Origin of the sequence: Fictibacillus norfolkensis, assembly GCF_014836645.1 — a bacterium.
Classification (GTDB): Bacteria; Bacillota; Bacilli; order Bacillales; family Fictibacillaceae; genus Fictibacillus; species Fictibacillus norfolkensis.
Map to the genome: position 1 here is coordinate 19716 of NZ_JACSQM010000002.1, position 16239 is coordinate 35954.

General features: G+C 38.7%; 17 protein-coding genes. 5 read left to right on the forward strand and 12 right to left on the reverse strand.

Annotated features, from left to right (window positions below):
* Nucleotides 1-35: 35 nt before the first annotated feature.
* From H9648_RS21060 to H9648_RS04375, 6 genes are all read right to left on the reverse strand, one after another.
* Nucleotides 36-317 carry a HesB-like (seleno)protein gene (locus tag H9648_RS21060; RefSeq protein ID WP_404825643.1) on the reverse strand — a complete coding sequence of 94 codons (282 nt, stop codon included), beginning with the start codon at nucleotides 315-317 and terminating at the stop codon, nucleotides 36-38.
* Nucleotides 318-465: 148 nt separating this feature from the next.
* A complete protein-coding gene (locus H9648_RS04355; protein WP_191752709.1) occupies nucleotides 466-660 on the reverse strand; it encodes a hypothetical protein in 195 nt (64 codons plus the stop codon).
* 155 nt (nucleotides 661-815) lie between these two features.
* Entirely contained in the window at nucleotides 816-1400 is a 585-nt protein-coding gene (uptA, locus tag H9648_RS04360; protein WP_191753203.1) for an undecaprenyl phosphate transporter UptA, read from the reverse strand.
* A gap of 383 nt (nucleotides 1401-1783) precedes the next feature.
* Nucleotides 1784-2128, reverse strand: a complete 345-nt coding sequence (locus H9648_RS04365) for a fluoride efflux transporter FluC (protein ID WP_191752710.1) — start codon at nucleotides 2126-2128, stop codon at nucleotides 1784-1786.
* Entirely contained in the window at nucleotides 2125-2514 is a 390-nt protein-coding gene (crcB, locus tag H9648_RS04370; RefSeq protein ID WP_191752711.1) for a fluoride efflux transporter CrcB, read from the reverse strand. The genes H9648_RS04365 and crcB overlap by 4 nt, the downstream gene beginning before the upstream one ends.
* Before the next feature lie 46 nt (nucleotides 2515-2560).
* Nucleotides 2561-2983 (reverse strand): CBS domain-containing protein, encoded by a 423-nt coding sequence (locus H9648_RS04375; RefSeq protein ID WP_191752712.1) that lies wholly within the window; start codon nucleotides 2981-2983, stop codon nucleotides 2561-2563.
* A 246-nt stretch (nucleotides 2984-3229) separates the two neighbouring features.
* Here H9648_RS04375 and H9648_RS04380 point away from each other — a divergent pair, with 246 nt between their 5' ends.
* Nucleotides 3230-4216: a metal ABC transporter solute-binding protein, Zn/Mn family gene (locus H9648_RS04380; RefSeq protein WP_191752713.1), complete on the forward strand. Its 987-nt coding sequence runs from the start codon at nucleotides 3230-3232 to the stop codon at nucleotides 4214-4216.
* Nucleotides 4217-4257: 41 nt separating this feature from the next.
* Here the strand turns inward: H9648_RS04380 and H9648_RS04385 are convergent, their stop codons facing one another.
* From H9648_RS04385 to H9648_RS04395, 3 genes are all read right to left on the reverse strand, one after another.
* Nucleotides 4258-6081: an ABC transporter ATP-binding protein gene (locus H9648_RS04385; protein WP_191752714.1), complete on the reverse strand. Its 1824-nt coding sequence runs from the start codon at nucleotides 6079-6081 to the stop codon at nucleotides 4258-4260.
* A 5-nt stretch (nucleotides 6082-6086) separates the two neighbouring features.
* Complete coding sequence (locus H9648_RS04390) at nucleotides 6087-7850, reverse strand: ABC transporter ATP-binding protein (protein ID WP_191753204.1); 1764 nt, start codon at nucleotides 7848-7850, stop codon at nucleotides 6087-6089.
* Between the two features lie 173 nt (nucleotides 7851-8023).
* On the reverse strand, nucleotides 8024-8575 hold the full coding sequence (locus H9648_RS04395) for a copper resistance CopC family protein (RefSeq protein WP_191752715.1): 552 nt from the start codon (nucleotides 8573-8575) through the stop codon (nucleotides 8024-8026).
* A gap of 221 nt (nucleotides 8576-8796) precedes the next feature.
* Between H9648_RS04395 and H9648_RS04400 the strand changes: the two genes are divergently transcribed.
* Nucleotides 8797-8883 carry a YjcZ family sporulation protein gene (locus H9648_RS04400; protein WP_082820548.1) on the forward strand — a complete coding sequence of 29 codons (87 nt, stop codon included), beginning with the start codon at nucleotides 8797-8799 and terminating at the stop codon, nucleotides 8881-8883.
* A gap of 302 nt (nucleotides 8884-9185) precedes the next feature.
* On the opposite strand, the gene H9648_RS04405 is transcribed toward H9648_RS04400, so the two are convergent.
* Both H9648_RS04405 and H9648_RS04410 read right to left on the reverse strand, forming a co-directional pair.
* Nucleotides 9186-11270: a peptidoglycan D,D-transpeptidase FtsI family protein gene (locus H9648_RS04405; RefSeq protein ID WP_191752716.1), complete on the reverse strand. Its 2085-nt coding sequence runs from the start codon at nucleotides 11268-11270 to the stop codon at nucleotides 9186-9188.
* Nucleotides 11271-11414: 144 nt separating this feature from the next.
* The gene (locus tag H9648_RS04410; protein ID WP_191752717.1) at nucleotides 11415-12470 is read right to left on the reverse strand and encodes an EAL domain-containing protein; all 1056 of its coding nucleotides are present in this window, start codon (nucleotides 12468-12470) and stop codon (nucleotides 11415-11417) included.
* A gap of 95 nt (nucleotides 12471-12565) precedes the next feature.
* Between H9648_RS04410 and H9648_RS04415 the strand changes: the two genes are divergently transcribed.
* From H9648_RS04415 to H9648_RS04425, 3 genes are read left to right on the forward strand one after another with little or no spacing between them, the layout of a single operon-like run.
* Nucleotides 12566-13345 (forward strand): ABC transporter permease, encoded by a 780-nt coding sequence (locus H9648_RS04415; RefSeq protein ID WP_191752718.1) that lies wholly within the window; start codon nucleotides 12566-12568, stop codon nucleotides 13343-13345.
* Between the two features lie 3 nt (nucleotides 13346-13348).
* The gene (locus H9648_RS04420) at nucleotides 13349-14134 is read left to right on the forward strand and encodes an ABC transporter permease (RefSeq protein ID WP_191752719.1); all 786 of its coding nucleotides are present in this window, start codon (nucleotides 13349-13351) and stop codon (nucleotides 14132-14134) included.
* A 12-nt stretch (nucleotides 14135-14146) separates the two neighbouring features.
* Nucleotides 14147-15115 (forward strand): ABC transporter ATP-binding protein, encoded by a 969-nt coding sequence (locus tag H9648_RS04425; protein ID WP_191752720.1) that lies wholly within the window; start codon nucleotides 14147-14149, stop codon nucleotides 15113-15115.
* An 86-nt stretch (nucleotides 15116-15201) separates the two neighbouring features.
* On the opposite strand, the gene H9648_RS04430 is transcribed toward H9648_RS04425, so the two are convergent.
* Complete coding sequence (locus H9648_RS04430; RefSeq protein ID WP_191752721.1) at nucleotides 15202-16059, reverse strand: patatin-like phospholipase family protein; 858 nt, start codon at nucleotides 16057-16059, stop codon at nucleotides 15202-15204.
* Nucleotides 16060-16239 lie beyond the last annotated feature (180 nt).

The window sequence follows — 16239 nt, forward strand, 5'->3', positions numbered from 1 at the left end:
GATGAGTTTTATAAAGTCATCAGCGGTTTGGTTTGTTAACAGCAATCGTCCTGTCCAAGCATCACGAGACCTGATCCATATTTAGAATCTTCAAAGTCTAATTTTAATGCAGAAGTCTGTTCTTTGATCCTTGGGTCAAACGCTACACGAATACCGTTGATTTCTTCGATAATATCAGAGTTTTCCGGCTCATCCAGAGCCAGGCCAAGCTTAGGACCTCCTCAGCCCATTCCTGAGAAGTAAACTCTTATTCCATTGGCGTTGTTCATTTCAAGCACTTCTTCTATATACTTCCTTGCGCTTAATGTTATATCCATAACCATCACCTCTTACAAGAAGTATAACGCAGATGTGAGGTCATCGTCTAAGAAAGGGCTTAAGTTCCCATTCCACTTACAAGGGAGATGTATTAGTACATCAATAGTGTCCACTGTAGATGTACAAAATTCGTGTAAGTGTAATTGTCTAGGGTCTGTCCCCTCCTCGCAGTTGTTTCAGCACTTGCTCAATGTCTCCAGGAGTGAATCCACAGATTTCCATCGCTTCAGTCACTTTCGCAGCTATATTTTCTTTCCCTTGGTGTTCTTTAATGCGCAGAAGCAACTCATTAACTTTAGCTGCATTGTATGTTTCATGATAACTCTTAATAAATGTATCCATCTCAATTCCTCTCCTTTCGTTTTATATTGCGGTAGCCATATATATGTTGTGTACAACTCTCGTTAGAATTTGTCTATACGTCATTTGAAGAATAATAAAAAAGCCCGGTACATAAATACCAGGCTGTTCCGTGTAAAACAGTATAATAGCAATGACTATTTCTTCTTCACTTTATATAGAATGAACAAAAAGATGACAACTACTGCTATTATCATAATACCGCGTGTGTAAGGAGCAGCGATTGTTTTAATATCTTCCCAATTGGAGCCAAGACGGCTGCCTAATTCAATAAAGAAAATGGACCATGGAATAACAGCTAAGGTTGTAAACAATGTAAACTTTGCGAATGACATTTTTGCGATCCCTGCTGGAATGCTGATCGCATGTCTTACAACCGGAATAAATCGTGCAAAAAAGATGACGCCTGTTCCATATTTATTGAACCATCTCTCCGACAAGTCGATCTGTTTATTAGAGATTAGTACATACTTTCCATATTTCTCAAGAAACGGACGGCCACCGTAATAGCCCATCCAATACAAGAAAAGCTGTGCTAGTGTTCCTCCGATTGTCCCGGCAATCACACTCAACGTGAAGTTCAAGTGTCCCTGAGACACCATATATCCTCCATAAGATAACACCAGCTCACTCGGGATCACTTCAACCATTAAACCAAGCGCGATCCCTAAGTGTCCTAAACTCATAATCCATTCTAATAGAGAAATCACTAAATCTTTCATTATGTCTCCTTTAATGTTTTCATTGGCTGTTTTTGTATTCGATGCAGATCGATGAAAGTAGTTGACTTCCGCTCCCGGTTGCTCGCTTTCCATGGGGCGTACGGTAAGCCTCCTGCCGCTACGCGCCATTAGGAGTCTCCACCTGTCTTGTTGCAGTGGCTAGCCCCTCGAGGTCAAAAGTCAAACGGTCAAGAAGGCAAAGTTCGCCTTCCTAGCCCATTCAACTTTTGCTTGTCGGAGCTGAACGAGCCACTTCCACTTTTCGGACAGACCGTTCTTCCCATAGGAGTCGGCAACCTGCCGCTTCAGTCAACTTGCAAAAGAAGCGCACACGATGCATCAATATACAAATAACCTTTTAAAACAGCCATTTGAAAATCTTTTCATTTAATTCCAATAACAAAGCCTGTCCAAGCTGCTAGTAGTCCTAATATATATGTAAGGAATAAATACGTTAGACCTCTTTTAGCATTGCTCTTTAATATGGTAACAGCTTCAAATTGCAAGGTGGAAAAAGTGGTGAGAGCACCCAAAAAACCAGTCGCATACAGTGAACTCAATAAACTGTCTCCTTCATCTGCCACATACCACCCTAACAGAAGCGATCCAGCGACGTTAACAGCCAAAGTTCCCCATGGGAAACCTCTATTTATCCGTTGACTAATTAAAAAACGAACAACCGCACCTACTGCTCCACCAGCTGCTACTGCTATTGTTTGTGCTATCATTGTTCTGCACCTGCTTTGCCATAGTAAATAGAACCTACCTTCATTCCCAAGTAGATAGCGATAACACCTGTAACAGCACTTGCAGAAAAATATAAAAATGCCATTGTATACAGCTGATCCTCAACAAGTAATAATATTTCTGTGTTAAATGTAGAGAATGTTGTAAAAGAACCGATTACACCAGTCTGTAGGGCAATTATTAAGTTGTTGTTCTTTATTCGATTCACACCAAAAACAACGAACCAGCCTAGAATAAAACTGCCGATTACGTTAACAAAAAAAGTAGGAAACGGAAAAGATGCCTGTGGGTTGAAAAGAAACAGACCGCACCAAAAACGCAGCAGTGCTCCAACTATTCCTCCAAACGCGACTGCAAGTATTTTCACGTAAAAAAATCCTCCTATATGTACAAAAAGATTAAGACATTCAGCCTTAATCTTTCGTAACTTCCTTATTCCAGATTAAATTTGCACAATACTTGATAATGTCCCGTCTTCTAATAATTCCAATAAAATGGCCGTCATCATCTGTAACGGGTATAAAATTTTGGTCGGTAGACAAAGTAATAAGATCTTCCATGTTAGAGTTTATGGAAACAGAGATATTATTTATCCGCTGAGGTACATTCACTAACTTCGTCTTTAATACATCATCATACCCTTTGTCAAAGGCTTCTCTAAGTTTCCATAACAGATCGCCTTCCGTTAACGTTCCTATGTAACGACCTTCTTCTGAGACGAGAGGCACAGAGGTGTACTTGTGGTAGGATAACTTTTCAAGTGCCTGTCTCATCGTTGCTTCTGGGTTCAAATACTTCACTTCATCTTTAGGCAACAAATAAAAAGCAATATTCATGTTAGTACGCGCTCTCCTTTTTAAGCCTGATTCACGCTTATTTTAAACGCTTAGATAAAAAACATCACTTTATTATACCAAAAAGGACTCCTATCTGCTTGTTAAATCACTACCCTTTAGACAATCGTTTTAGACTATATATTTCTCATCTAGTAAAAAATCTTCAAATCCAAGAAATAATATTTTACAAATCGTAATCATTACGTTTATAATGAGTAAGGATTGTTTGAAAGGAGAGAAAGCTAAATGCGAATAATAAGCTTACTAAGCGTAACGATATTGCTGATTCTATCAGCAGCATGCGGTAATAATAGCACATCTGATAAAAAAGAAGGAACTTTGCAGATCTACACGACCATGTATCCTTTAGAATATTTCACTGAAAGAATTGGAGGCAAACATGTAGACGTATCTTCTATTATACCTCCTGGTGCTGATGCACACACGTATGAACCATCTACCAAAAAGATGGTTGAAATAACTGAAGGTGATGCTTTCGTTTACAACAAACTTGAATCTGATGAATTCTCATCTTCTGTTGCAGATACATTAAAAGAAGAAAACATGCCGATTATCGACGGTGCCAAAGGAATATCCTATCACGAATCTGCAGAGCATGAAGGTGAAGATCATGCTAATGAAGAGGAAGAACACGCTCATGAAGAAGAAGAAAATCACGCTCATGAGGAAGAAGAACATCATGATCACGGTTCACTAGATCCTCATATTTGGCTTGATCCTGTTCTCGCACAGCAGATTGCAGATAACATTTATAACGGACTTGTAAAATTAAACCCTGATGCTAAAGAGGACTTTAAAAAGAACCATGAAGCACTCATAGCCGATCTAAATGAAATAGATTCTTCGTTTAAAACAAAAGTTGAAAACGCACCAAAGAATTCGTTCATCGTATCTCATGCTGCATACGGATATTGGGCAGAACGCTACGGCCTTGAACAAATTGCGATCAGCGGTCTCTCACCATCACATGAGCCTAGTCAACATCAGATCGAGAAGATTATTGAATACGCAAAAAAAGAAAAGACTAGCTATATTTTATTTGAAGAGAACGTAAATAACAAAGTAGCTGCAATGATCAAAAAAGAAGTCGGAGCGGAAACATTGACTCTTCATAACTTAGAGACATTAACGAAAGACGACATTAAAAAAGACCGAGATTACCTATCTATCATGAACCAAAACATTGACACACTTTCAAAAGCATTACAATAAAACAAAAACGCCTAGGGAAAAAAATTTCCCAGGCGTTTTTTTTATATCGCATCAAGCATCTTAAACTGAGAGACGACTAAGTGATAATAAATGCCTTCAGCATGCATAAGCTCCGCATGACTTCCTTGCTCCATAATCTCACCGTGATCGAGAACAACGATATTATCTGCTTCTCTGATCGTAGAAAGACGATGTGCAATGATAATCGCTGTTCTTCCATTTAAAAGCGTCTTTAAGGCTTGTTGTATCTTTTGTTCAGATTCGGTATCGATACTTGCCGTTGCTTCATCCAGAATCAAAATATCAGGATCTGCAAGCAGTGCTCTTGCGAAAGAAAGAAGCTGTCTTTCACCGACCGATAAAACATTTCCTCTTTCCTCTACTTCTGTTTCATAGCCATTAGACAGTCTCTCAATGAATGCATGTGCTCCGACTGCTTTTGCTGCTTTCTTAACATCTTCGTCGGAAGCACCAGGTCTTCCAAAGCGAATATTCTCTTTGATCGTTCCTGAAAAGATAAAAGTATCTTGAAGAACGACACTTACTTTTTCACGAAGACTCGCTAGATTGACGTCTTTTAAATCTTTTCCATCAATCTGTACCGTACCCGCTGTCGGATCATAAAATCGGCTGACTAAGTTCGCGATCGTCGTCTTACCTGACCCTGTATGGCCGACCAATGCGACGGTCTGACCACCTTGAATCGTTAGATCAATGCCATTTAGCGCTTTTCGATCTGCATTATACGAGAACTCAACATCCTTGAACTGAATTTCGCCTTTAATTTTTGAAAACGAATAAGCATTTTCTTTTTCATGAACATTCGGTTTTTCATCTAAAAATTCAAAGATCCTTTCAGATGAAGCCATCCCTACTAGAAGCTGATTGTAAACTTGACCCAGTCGAGAGATCGGCTCCCAAAACATACCAAGATAAAAAGCAAATGTAACAAACACTCCTATTTCAAGTGCTTCACCTTGTATCAAGTAAGAACCAAACCACAATAGAATGACTGTTCCAATCGCATTGGACATTTCAACAAACGGTCTGAACAATGCGTTCTGTTGAGTCGCTGTTTTCCAGCTATCATACGTTTCATTGTTCACACCATTAAAGAAGTCCATGTTTTCTTTTTCTTGCGTGTACGATTTAGTCACTCGTATCCCTTGAATACTTTCATTCAGATGTGAGTTAAGCTTAGCTTGTTTAATACGTACCACTTGCCAAGAGCGTCTGATCTTTTTTCGAAGACTTGTTGAGATGAAGAACATCAGCGGCAAGATCACCATGATCGCTAGTGTTAGCTCTGGGCTGTAGATGAACATGATGACGATGATACCAAACAGGAGGATGATATCCATCAATACGTTGATAACACCGTTCGTGAACAAATCTTGTAACGAGTTCACGTCGTTAATGATGCGAACAAGAATAGAGCCCGCAGATCGCTGATCGAAAAAGCGATGTGACAGACGCTGTATATGCTTGAACAGATGCTGACGTATGTCGTAGATCACATATTGTCCAAGATAATTCATCCATTTGATCCGTAATGTGTTAGCTCCCCAAGATAATAGATAGAGCCCAGCAATCGCAACGATTAATGTAACGAGAAGGTTCGTATCTTTGTTCTTAATCGCATGATCAAACGTTAGAACACCTATAAAAATTGGAACTACAAGTCTTACTGCAGTCGATACCATCATGGCGATAATCGCTTTTGGCAACAAGTTCTTGCTATATGGCTTCATGTATTGAAACAATCGAATAATCTGACCCCAGTTGAACGGCTTATCGATCACTTGTTCAGAAGAATATTTAAAACGAGGCGATCTCTTCGTCTGTGATTCCTTTGAATGCTGCATCTTCCTTACACCCCCTGCCCGTTCATTTGAAAGACTTTATCTTTGTCTTGATATTGAATATCATAAATTTTGCGGTACGCTCCAGATTCTTCATGTATCAGTTCTTCATGTGTACCACGTTCGATCACTTTCCCATTTGAGAGAACAAGAATCTCATCAGCATGTTTTAAAGAAGAGATACGGTGCGCAATAATAAATGTCGTTCGGTCATTCATCACTTCTTTTAATGCCTTCTGAATTCTAAACTCTGTTTCCATATCTACAGCACTCGTCGCATCATCAAGTATTAAGATTGTTGGATCGATAAGGATCGCTCTAGCTATTGAGATTCTTTGCTTTTGGCCTCCAGATAGCCCTAGTCCTCTTTCTCCTAATATCGTATCGTAACCATCAGGAAGCTCCATGATAAAGTCATGAGCTTGAGCCCTTTTCGCTGCATCAATGATATCATCCATTTCTGCATACGGATTTCCATATGAGATGTTATCTTTTATCGTGGACGAAAACAAGAACGATTCCTGAAGAACGGTACCAATATTTTTCCGAATCGTTCGTAATGAGTAGTCTTCAAGTGGTTTGCCATCTATTGCGATCGTTCCTGATTCTGGGTTGTAAAACCTCGACAGAAGTTGAGTAATGGATGTTTTTCCAGAACCCGTGGCACCGATCAATCCAATCGTCTGACCTGGTTTTGCTGTAAAGGAAATATCATTGAGTGCTTCCTTTTTCTCGTTCTTATAGCGATGTGTAACATTTTCGAACGTCACTTCTCCGTGAAAGCGAACCATTTCAAGTTCGCGATCTTTCCCTTCCATCTCAAGAGGTTCGTCTAACACTTCTAACAGACGTTCACCTGATGCTTTTGATTGTGAGAACGTGTTCATGATAAACCCTAGATTCATAATGGGTCCCATGATATACCAGACAAGACTAAAGAACGCCACGAGCTCTCCAGCTGACAGGTTTCCTTGGATAACAAGATAACCACCATATGCGAGCAGTAAAACGACCGATAGATTTCCGATCAATTCCATAACGGGGAAGTACTTAGCCCAAATATGAGACGTGTTTAAGTACTGAGACTTATAATCTTCATTAGACGTATCAAACTTATTAATCTCAAAATCTTCACGTGATAGCGATTTAACTGTATTAATTCCGCTAATATTCTCTTGAACCTTCGTATTGAGATTCGCCATAGATTTACGAATTCCACGAAAAGCAGGATGAACTTCTTTATCAAACTTGTAAACGACAATTGCGAGGAAAGGCATCATACACAATGTGATGAGTGCTAACGGTATCGAGTAGAAGAACATGACGGAGAGACTAAAACCTATGATTAGTACAAAATTAATAAGCTGTGAGAATCCGAAAGAAAGAAAAAAACGAAAACCTTCAACATCTGCTGTTAATCTCGACATTAAATCTCCAGTTTTTGCATTGTCATAATAATCAAATGGCAGAAACTGCAGCTTTTCGTATAGAGATTCACGAAGTTCATAAACAGACCGAATACCGAAAAGGTCTCCATAAAACTGATGAGTGTATGTAGCTGCACCTTTTATTATCATCAGCAAAATAAATCCTATCGCAACATATGGTACGGTTGAATATTCCCCTTTAATAATGATTTCATCGATGGTATATTGTAAGACCATCGGATAAACGACTGTGATTCCAGACACTAGAATCAAAGTCAAGATCGACCAGTAAAAGTATTTTTTATACGGCCAATAAAAATCTTTTAATCTCTTAAATGTATCCAACCCCATCACCTTCCCCCTTCTAAAAATGAAAAGACAATATACATCATATAACAGAATAGTTAGAAAAAACTATCTATTTGCTCATAATCTTTACTAAAAACAAAATAAATAGTTCACTTTATTACCTTTCCTATAGTACGAAAAAAAGCCCCGATATATTCGAGGCTTTTCCTTTAACGCTTTCTTCTGAACGCGAAGAATGACACGATAGCGATCACAATCACTAAACCAATGGTTAGCGGAGCAAAATAAGTTGGATTATTAGGTTTTTCTTTCTTTTCTTGATCAGTTAATGCCTTTTCACTTTTATCTTCTTGTTTTTCTTGTGTATCATTACTTGGTGTATCCTCTTCTGTTGCTTCTTCTTGTTTTGGACGATCTACTGAGAACGAGTAGTTCCCCTCAATCACATGACTATCGGCACCAATAATTTTATAAGCAACTGTATAGTTTCCGTTTTCAAGCGGATTGGTAATCGCTCCAGTCATTTGATCATCTTCAACACTAATTTGAAGAGGAATCTCTTTCTCACCATTTTTTAACGTCATCGTACTTAACGACTCAATCTTCGTAGAAAATGTTAACACCACTGCTTCAAGATCTGTTGTAACCTTCTCACCTTCAGCAGGTGTTGAAGTTTCAAGTTTAGAATGAGCAGACGCCGTTAATGGCAGTTGGAATACAATCGTAACCAATAGTATTAAAGGTAAAAGTAATTTTTTCATATGCTGACTCCCTGTCACGTATTTTCTTTCTACTTTCATTAAAACAAAGAATATATGTTCTTCACAAGTATCCTGTCTTTACAAATCGTTGACACTTTCATGGTCAAACATACATTTAAAGCCTATTTTAAAGGAATTTGGGCTCATGCCCACTTCAATTATGAAAACAGGCATAGGATATATGGAATTAACAATTGCAAGAATTAAAGGAGGAAAAATCGATGGGTTATTCTTATGGCAATTCTTTCGCATTGGTAGTAGTGTTATTTATTCTATTGATTATTGTTGGGGCAGCTTGCTTCTGCTAATAATGAATAGTGTGAAGGGAGAAAGCCGGCCATGTGCCGGTTTTTTTCTTTTGGTTAAATCTTATTGTTCTTGAAAGTGATTGATTTCCGCTCCAGGTTGCTCGCTTTCCGCGGGGCAGGCGGTGAGCCACATTTGGACGTTTCACTTTTAAGTGTCTCACCTGCCCACCTGTCCCGCAGGAGTCTCGCACCTTACGCTCCAATCAACTGTCATAGACGTAAATAAAAAAGATTTAAATGCAATAATCTTTTAGAAAAGAGACTTTTAAAAGTTCAAAACGACTAAAAAGAAAAACTCAGCATCATTCTGCTGAGTCCTCTTCATTGTCTTTTTCTAAATTCCCGTTAACCGCCGATGCATTTTCACCGTATTTTTCTTTTAAGTTCCAATAAGCTTCGAGTGCACGCTGGCCAATGTATTTATTGATTTTTTGGTTACCATTCTGTGGTGTACCTTCTGGAACCACTACAGCAAAAGCGATCTCAGGATTTTCGAATGGCGCATATCCTACAAGTGTAAGATTATGTTTTTCTACAATGTTCCCCGTACGAGGGTGTCTGATGATACGCTGAGCAGTTCCGGTTTTCCCTGCTGGATTATGGTATTTTGCAGGGTCATCGAAATAACCTTTAGCTGTACCTCTAGCTCCGTGCATAACTTGCCAGAACCCATCTTGAACGCGTTCAATATATTTCTGTTCTACATCAATCTTGTTTAAAATTTCCGGTTCAAAGCGTTTTAGAAGTTTCCCATGACCTTCTGCATCTGTTGCTGGTTCTCTAATTTCACGTACAAGATGCGGCTTAACTCTATATCCATCATTTGCAATGGTAGATACATATTGAACCAGTTGCATTGTTGTATACGTATCAAACTGACCGATACCTAAGTCATATAGCGTACCTGATTCTCCTTCAGGAGGTTTCCCTTCATATCCAACAGCTTCGTTTGGAAAGTCAATTCCTGTTTTTACACCTAAACCATATTGATTAAAGGAATAACGAGCTTTAGCGTATGTTTGTGTCCAATGTTCTGGCCCAATCATGCGGTCCATGATATTAAACATATAAACGTTAGAAGACATCATTAAAGCTTGTAAGTCTGTTATTGGACCCATGGTTCTCCATGAAGACTTATTCATTTTATTCTTTGTGAAGGGTTTATCTACAATAACTTCACCCATATGAATCAGTCCTTGTTGAAGACCAGTCAATACGGTTGCGCCTTTTACGGTTGACCCCATTTCATAAGCATCAAATAAGGCTCCGTAAGCATCGTTACGAAATTCTCCATTTTCGTACTTTTTCCCTGCGATCCCTTTTATTTCACCAGTCTTAGGATTCATCATAACGATATAAGCTGAGTCTAGAAGATCATTTCCACCTAGTGGCTTAGCTCGCAATATTTCTTCCTCGAGAATCTTCTCTAATTGGAATTGTAGTTCCATATCTAGAGTTAATACGATATCTTTTCCACGCTGACCAGGAATCGTTTTTGGTTCACCGATCGTTGCACCAGTTTTAGGATTTGTAAGGTAGACCGATTTTTCTTTTGTCCCTCTTAAAACATTCTCATATTGATCTTCTAGACCACTGATTCCCACTTGATCGCTTCGATCATATCCCATGCTCATAAAGTAATCTGTCTTAGATTTCGGAATCTGTTTAACTTGTCCAAAAATGGTAGAACCACCAAACGGATAGATTCTTTTTGAATCTGCCATAATATCAACCCCAGGAAGGTCACCTAGGTTCTCTGAGATAACTGAAACTTCTTCGTTGTTCAAGTTCGTTTTGATTCGTTGTGCTGAATACGCATAACCTGTATCCATTGCGCGTTTATAAGCAAGAATCTTAATATCTTTGTCCGATAGACTATTGATCTCTTCTTCTGTAATCTTATTAACTAGTGCGATATATTGATCTTTGTCGCTTAATTTTTTTTCCTTCTTGTTAAGACGCTCGTCGATCATCTTGGTCACATCTTGTTTCGCGATGAAATAATCCTTTTTATCGCGCACTGTGATCTTTTTAATCTGATCTTCTGTAACACCAAGGCGATCAGCTAGCCATTCTGCTATCCGCATCGTGTCTTTTGCTTTTGTATCTACTGTTTTTGTATATGTTAAAGAAAAGAAAGGTTCATTCCCTACCACCTCACGGAAGTTGCTGTCTAACAGCTTTCCTCGTGGCGCTTCTTTCCTTGCGATAACTTCTTCAACTGCTTCAGACTCTAATCGTTTTTCCTCTCCATTTACGATTTGGAGAACACCTAACCTTAAAATAAGGACTGAGAAAAGAAAAAAGACGACCAAAAACAAGACATTTAAACGAAAGGGCACTTGCGACTTTTTCCTCTTTTTTTCCGGATCCGCTTTCGTTACCATCATTCCGCTCCTTTTGGAAATATTCCCGTTAATTTTACAATTATATTACAAAAGCATCTACCTATAGATTACTAGAAGTTGGCCACAATTCCAAGGAATTCGTTTAAAAAAACCTTATCTTTTTTTGATAAGGTTTTCGTATGTTTATTGAACTGCTGCAGCTAATGATTCTGTTGAAACAGGACGGCCAAAATAGTAGCCTTGAGCAAGCTCCACTCCGCATCTAATCGCGATGTCTGCTTCTTCTCTTCTCTCAATTCCCTCCGCTAGTACAACTGCACCTATTTCTCTTGCTACTTCAACGATTTGCTGAATCATTTCTTCTTTAGAAGAATCTTCATCACAGAAAGAAATGATTTTACGGTCAATCTTCACATAGTCTGGCTTCAGCTCTTTTAATACAGGAAGTGTTGAATGGCCCGCACCCAAGTCATCTAGTGCCACTTTCATTCCTTGCTCTTGATAAGCTGTTAGTATGCTTTTTAGATGATTGATGTCTGCGATCTCTTCTGTCTCCACCACTTCGAAGACTAGATCGTTCGGGTCTACTCCTGCCTCAGCAGCTGCTTTAAATGTTGTAGCTAGACAATGCTTTGGATCATAGATGGATGATGGAAGGAAATTGATAAATCGCTTCAATCCTGGTGGAACGGCTCCAGAGCTGTTACGAATGGAAGTCATCCTCGCATTTCCGTCCAATAACGCTTGTAGACCTGCTTGCTCAGCAAACTGAAAAAGTTCATACGGTTTAAATTCTATACCATCTGACAATGGACGAAGTAAGAATTCATATCCATAAATTTCTTCGCTCTGTAATGAAACAATGGGCTGAGAATGTGTAGTGAAGAGCTGCTGTTGAATAATTTCATACAGATCGATATATTTCATTCTTTCGTAAAAATGCTGAAAAGAAATCCAAGGTGTGAAAACACTCATTTCTTCCAATGTCGAAGTAACGGAACAATAATACGATCCAACAGCAATCTCGTTAAATGTTTCAAGTGACTTTTCCATGAATTCTTGCAGTTCTATAAGATTGCTATATTTTGCTGATGCAACATTTCCAGAATGAATGCCTTCCAAACCGTGCTCATTAAATAAATTCATCAAACTTTCCACAAGAACGGGGTGATCGGTACGAATATGAACAAAACCACTTTCCGGAAAATCTCCTGTTGGGCGACACTGTGAACATGACATTTAACTAACCTCCAAAAAAAGAATTGCAAACTTTTGTAAAATTTGCTATTTTATAATTCTGCGCTAAAAAATGAAAACTTCATAAAGGGGGACTTATGGTCTATTGGATTCTTTTACAAAAGAGCTTTATGCGTAACATGCAATACAAGGTGGCGCATCTCATCAATAATGCAGCGAGTGCAATCTTCGGATTTGTTTTTATCGCCATTTGGGTCGGTGTACTGCAAGGAAAAGAGAATGAAAGCCCCTACAGCGCCCTAGATATGACCTACTACATAGCAGCTGTACAATGTATCCTCTGGTTATCCGGATTCTTAACGGCAGGACTCAATATTCAAAACGGAGTAAGAAATGGTGCAATCTCTTTAGAACTCGCAAGACCAACAAATTATTTTCTCTATGTTACCTCTCAAGAAGTCGGACGATTATTGTATAACTTGTTCTTTCGCTCTCTTCCTATTGGGCTTGTTTTTTCCTTAACGGTAGGCTTTTATATACCTCAACACTTACCAACCTATTTTTTCTTATGTATTTCTATTCTATTTGCCATGATCATTTCTATTAACTTGCACTTCCTAGTAGGAATTAGTGCGTGTTGGACGACGGAGATCGACTGGGCGCATTTTGTAAATTTCACATTATTGGTTGGACTTGGAGGACAACTTGTACCTATCGATCTACTTCCAGCTCCCCTATCTTCTATCACACCATATTTACCTTTTGCAGGAGCCATCTATTATCCTGTTATGATATTTCTAGAGAAAATTTCAAGTGAGGTTATTCTTATCCAGCTGATTTGGGTCGTGGTTTTAACAAGCTTCAATCTATGGCTAACTGAGAAGGCTCGCCATAAGTTAGAAATACAAGGAGGATAAGTAATGAACCTTTATCTGAAACTATTATCAGGAAGTTTACGCTCGCGTATGCAGTATAAGATGAACTTTCTTGTATCCTCCTTATCATACGGTTTGATCATGGCGGTGGACTTTGTGCTGCTCGCAGCCATCCTGCAGCGTTTTGACGATGTAAAAGGCTGGAATCTTTATGAAGTGGGACTGCTCTATGGAATTTCATCTGTTGCTATAACCCTGTACAGAGTATTTTGTGTAGAGGTACATAATTTTGAACGATACATGGTCGAAGGTGAATTCGATAGTCTTCTCATCCGACCTGTCTCTCCGTTATCATTACTTTTAACAAAGAACTTAGACCTATCCCGAATAGGAGGAACGATACAAGGCATCATAATCCTTGTTATTTCTATTATCGGCTTAAAACTTAATAACATTGAATTATTTCTTTTGTTAATTTATTTACCGGTAACCATCGTTTCTGGAGTACTTATTTGTTTTTCACTTGGTCTAATAACGGCTACCATTGCCTTTTGGACACAAAGGATCAAAGATTTTCAAACCTTTACTCTGTATGCTCCTTTTAATGCAGCCAACTATCCGATGAACATCTATCCCGGATGGTTAAAAATCATTTTTTTCACCGTTATTCCAGTAGGATTCATGAACTACACACCTATTCTGTTTCTATTAAACAAAGGCGGTGACCTTTGGAATCTAGCATTACCACCACTCGTTTCTATTATTTTTCTTTTCGTTGCGTTACGATTCTGGAAGTTTGGCATCCGTCATTACCATAGTACAGGAAGTTGAGGAGGGCTATATATGATTCAAGCTCAGCAATTAAATAAACACTTTAAGATTTATGAAACAAAGAAAGGCTTTATCGGGTCGTTCGCTTCTCTTCTTTCTACAAAGCATCATGTGGTAAAAGCTGTAGATGATATTTCTTTTTCTGTTGAAGAGGGTGAATTCGTAGGTTACATCGGGCCGAACGGAGCTGGAAAATCCACTACGATTAAAATGTTATCAGGCATTCTTCATCTAACTAGCGGTGAAATCAAAGTGGGCGGATTAAGCCCACAGAAAAAAAGAAAAGAAGTTGCCAAAAAAATCGGCATTGTATTTGGACAACGTACACAACTATGGTGGGATCTCCCGTTACGTGATTCTTTTGATATTTTAAAAGAAATGTATAAAGTACCTGACGAAAAATATCGCCAGTTTTTAAAGCTTTATGATGATATGCTTCAGATTGGAAAGTTTATGGATACACCTGTCCGAAAACTATCTCTAGGGCAACGTATGCGCGGGGACCTTGCGGCAGCCATGATCCATAACCCTGACATCCTTTTCTTAGATGAACCTACGATTGGATTAGATGTTAATGCCAAAACAAGTATACGAGCCTTTTTAAAGGAACTAAACCAAAACGAGAAGAAGACCATCCTGTTAACCACACATGATATGGATGATATTGAACTGTTATGCAGCCGCGTGATTGTGATCAATCACGGACAAATTGTTTTAGATGGCACGCTGGAAGATTTGCGTAAGAATATTGGATTGCCAAGCGTTATGGAGATTCAGTATCGTGTAAAACCAACCACGACTGACATTCGATTAGAAGGAATTGAAAGAATGACGTGGGAAGATGAAAAGTTAGTTATAGATTATGATCGCTCTCTTCTCTCTTCACCTCTATTACTTCAAAAAGTCACACAATGGGGCGAACCGGTTGATATTCAGATGAAAGAACCGGATATTGAGCAAGTTATTCAGAAGATCTATTAAATGAAAAAAAGCTTGTGATAGAGGTCTGTTCCGTGACTTCTATCGCAAGCTTCGTTTTTATGTGTATGCCACTGTGAGTGGATTTTTTAATCTGCCAGCCAATTTCTTAAGTTATCTAGTTGGTTCAGGGCATCTTCTCTTCCTTGTTCGTACAGAACTCCGAGTCGTTTCGGATCACGTTCTATTCTTTTTACTATCATCTTCTCCATGGGACGAAGTACGAATAAATTTCCGCGTTTCTCTTCTTTTTCTATAAAATCAAGCGTCTCATTATACTTGATGTAGCGTCCGCGTAAACTTTCGTCGAGACCTGTGTATTCAGGATAGAACCTTTTCGTTACCCACGTCATTTTAGGCTTTTTCTTGCGATACCCCTCGTTTTGAGTCAGGACAACAACTCCTTTTTGGACGCCATCTTTCAAAGCTTTATGAACAGGTATAGGATCCGCAATCCCTCCATCCATCATCTGACCTCCTGCAAGCTCGACTACTGGTGCGATAAAAGGAATGGATGATGATGCACGTAAAACATTTGAGATCTCCATCTCTTCGTAATCTTCTTTATTTAAATAAACGGGTTGGCCGGTTCTTACGTCTGTTACAACGACTACAAATCTTTCTTTCGATTGTTTAAATGTAGCGTAATCGAAGGGAACTAGTCGATTTGGAAGTTCGTCAAATATAAAGTCCATGCCGAACAACCCTTTCTTCTTAAATAACCAGTTCTTATATGATATATATTCAGGATGAGAGCTATATTCTAGATTCACCGTGCGATTTCTTCCGTGCTGACGTGATAGGTATGATACAGCATTACAAGCTCCAGCAGATGCCCCGATCACATACGGAAAATAAAGATCGTTCTCCATAAAAACATCCAGTACTCCTGCTGTATAAACACCGCGCATTCCGCCACCTTCAAGAATAAGTCCAGAGTTCTCCAAATTTGGCACCACCTATTGTTAACTACATTTATTATTTATGCTTTTAATTATATGAATAAATGACGTCTTAAATCCAGTAAAGTGATTAAAAAGATAGAAAAAAGCTTACGTGAATTTCATTGTTATGTCTAGACTATCATTCCATTGAAATCCTACTATTAAAAAAAACAGCATCTCTTT

Bases quoted from the DNA above. Each gene is read 5' to 3' on its own strand.
- H9648_RS04420 (WP_191752719.1), top strand. From the start codon at position 13,349: ATGAACCTTTATCTGAAACTATTATCAGGAAGTTTACGCTCGCGTATG.
- uptA (WP_191753203.1), bottom strand. From the start codon at position 1,400: ATGAAAGATTTAGTGATTTCTCTATTAGAATGGATTATGAGTTTAGGA.
- H9648_RS04355 (WP_191752709.1), bottom strand. From the start codon at position 660: ATGGATACATTTATTAAGAGTTATCATGAAACATACAATGCAGCTAAA.
- H9648_RS04385 (WP_191752714.1), bottom strand. From the start codon at position 6,081: ATGCAGCATTCAAAGGAATCACAGACGAAGAGATCGCCTCGTTTTAAA.
- H9648_RS04380 (WP_191752713.1), top strand. From the start codon at position 3,230: ATGCGAATAATAAGCTTACTAAGCGTAACGATATTGCTGATTCTATCA.
- H9648_RS04405 (WP_191752716.1), bottom strand. From the start codon at position 11,270: ATGGTAACGAAAGCGGATCCGGAAAAAAAGAGGAAAAAGTCGCAAGTG.
- H9648_RS04395 (WP_191752715.1), bottom strand. From the start codon at position 8,575: ATGAAAAAATTACTTTTACCTTTAATACTATTGGTTACGATTGTATTC.
- H9648_RS04400 (WP_082820548.1), top strand. From the start codon at position 8,797: ATGGGTTATTCTTATGGCAATTCTTTCGCATTGGTAGTAGTGTTATTT.
- H9648_RS04410 (WP_191752717.1), bottom strand. From the start codon at position 12,470: ATGTCATGTTCACAGTGTCGCCCAACAGGAGATTTTCCGGAAAGTGGT.
- H9648_RS04375 (WP_191752712.1), bottom strand. From the start codon at position 2,983: ATGAATATTGCTTTTTATTTGTTGCCTAAAGATGAAGTGAAGTATTTG.
- H9648_RS04425 (WP_191752720.1), top strand. From the start codon at position 14,147: ATGATTCAAGCTCAGCAATTAAATAAACACTTTAAGATTTATGAAACA.
- H9648_RS04415 (WP_191752718.1), top strand. From the start codon at position 12,566: ATGGTCTATTGGATTCTTTTACAAAAGAGCTTTATGCGTAACATGCAA.
- H9648_RS04365 (WP_191752710.1), bottom strand. From the start codon at position 2,128: ATGATAGCACAAACAATAGCAGTAGCAGCTGGTGGAGCAGTAGGTGCG.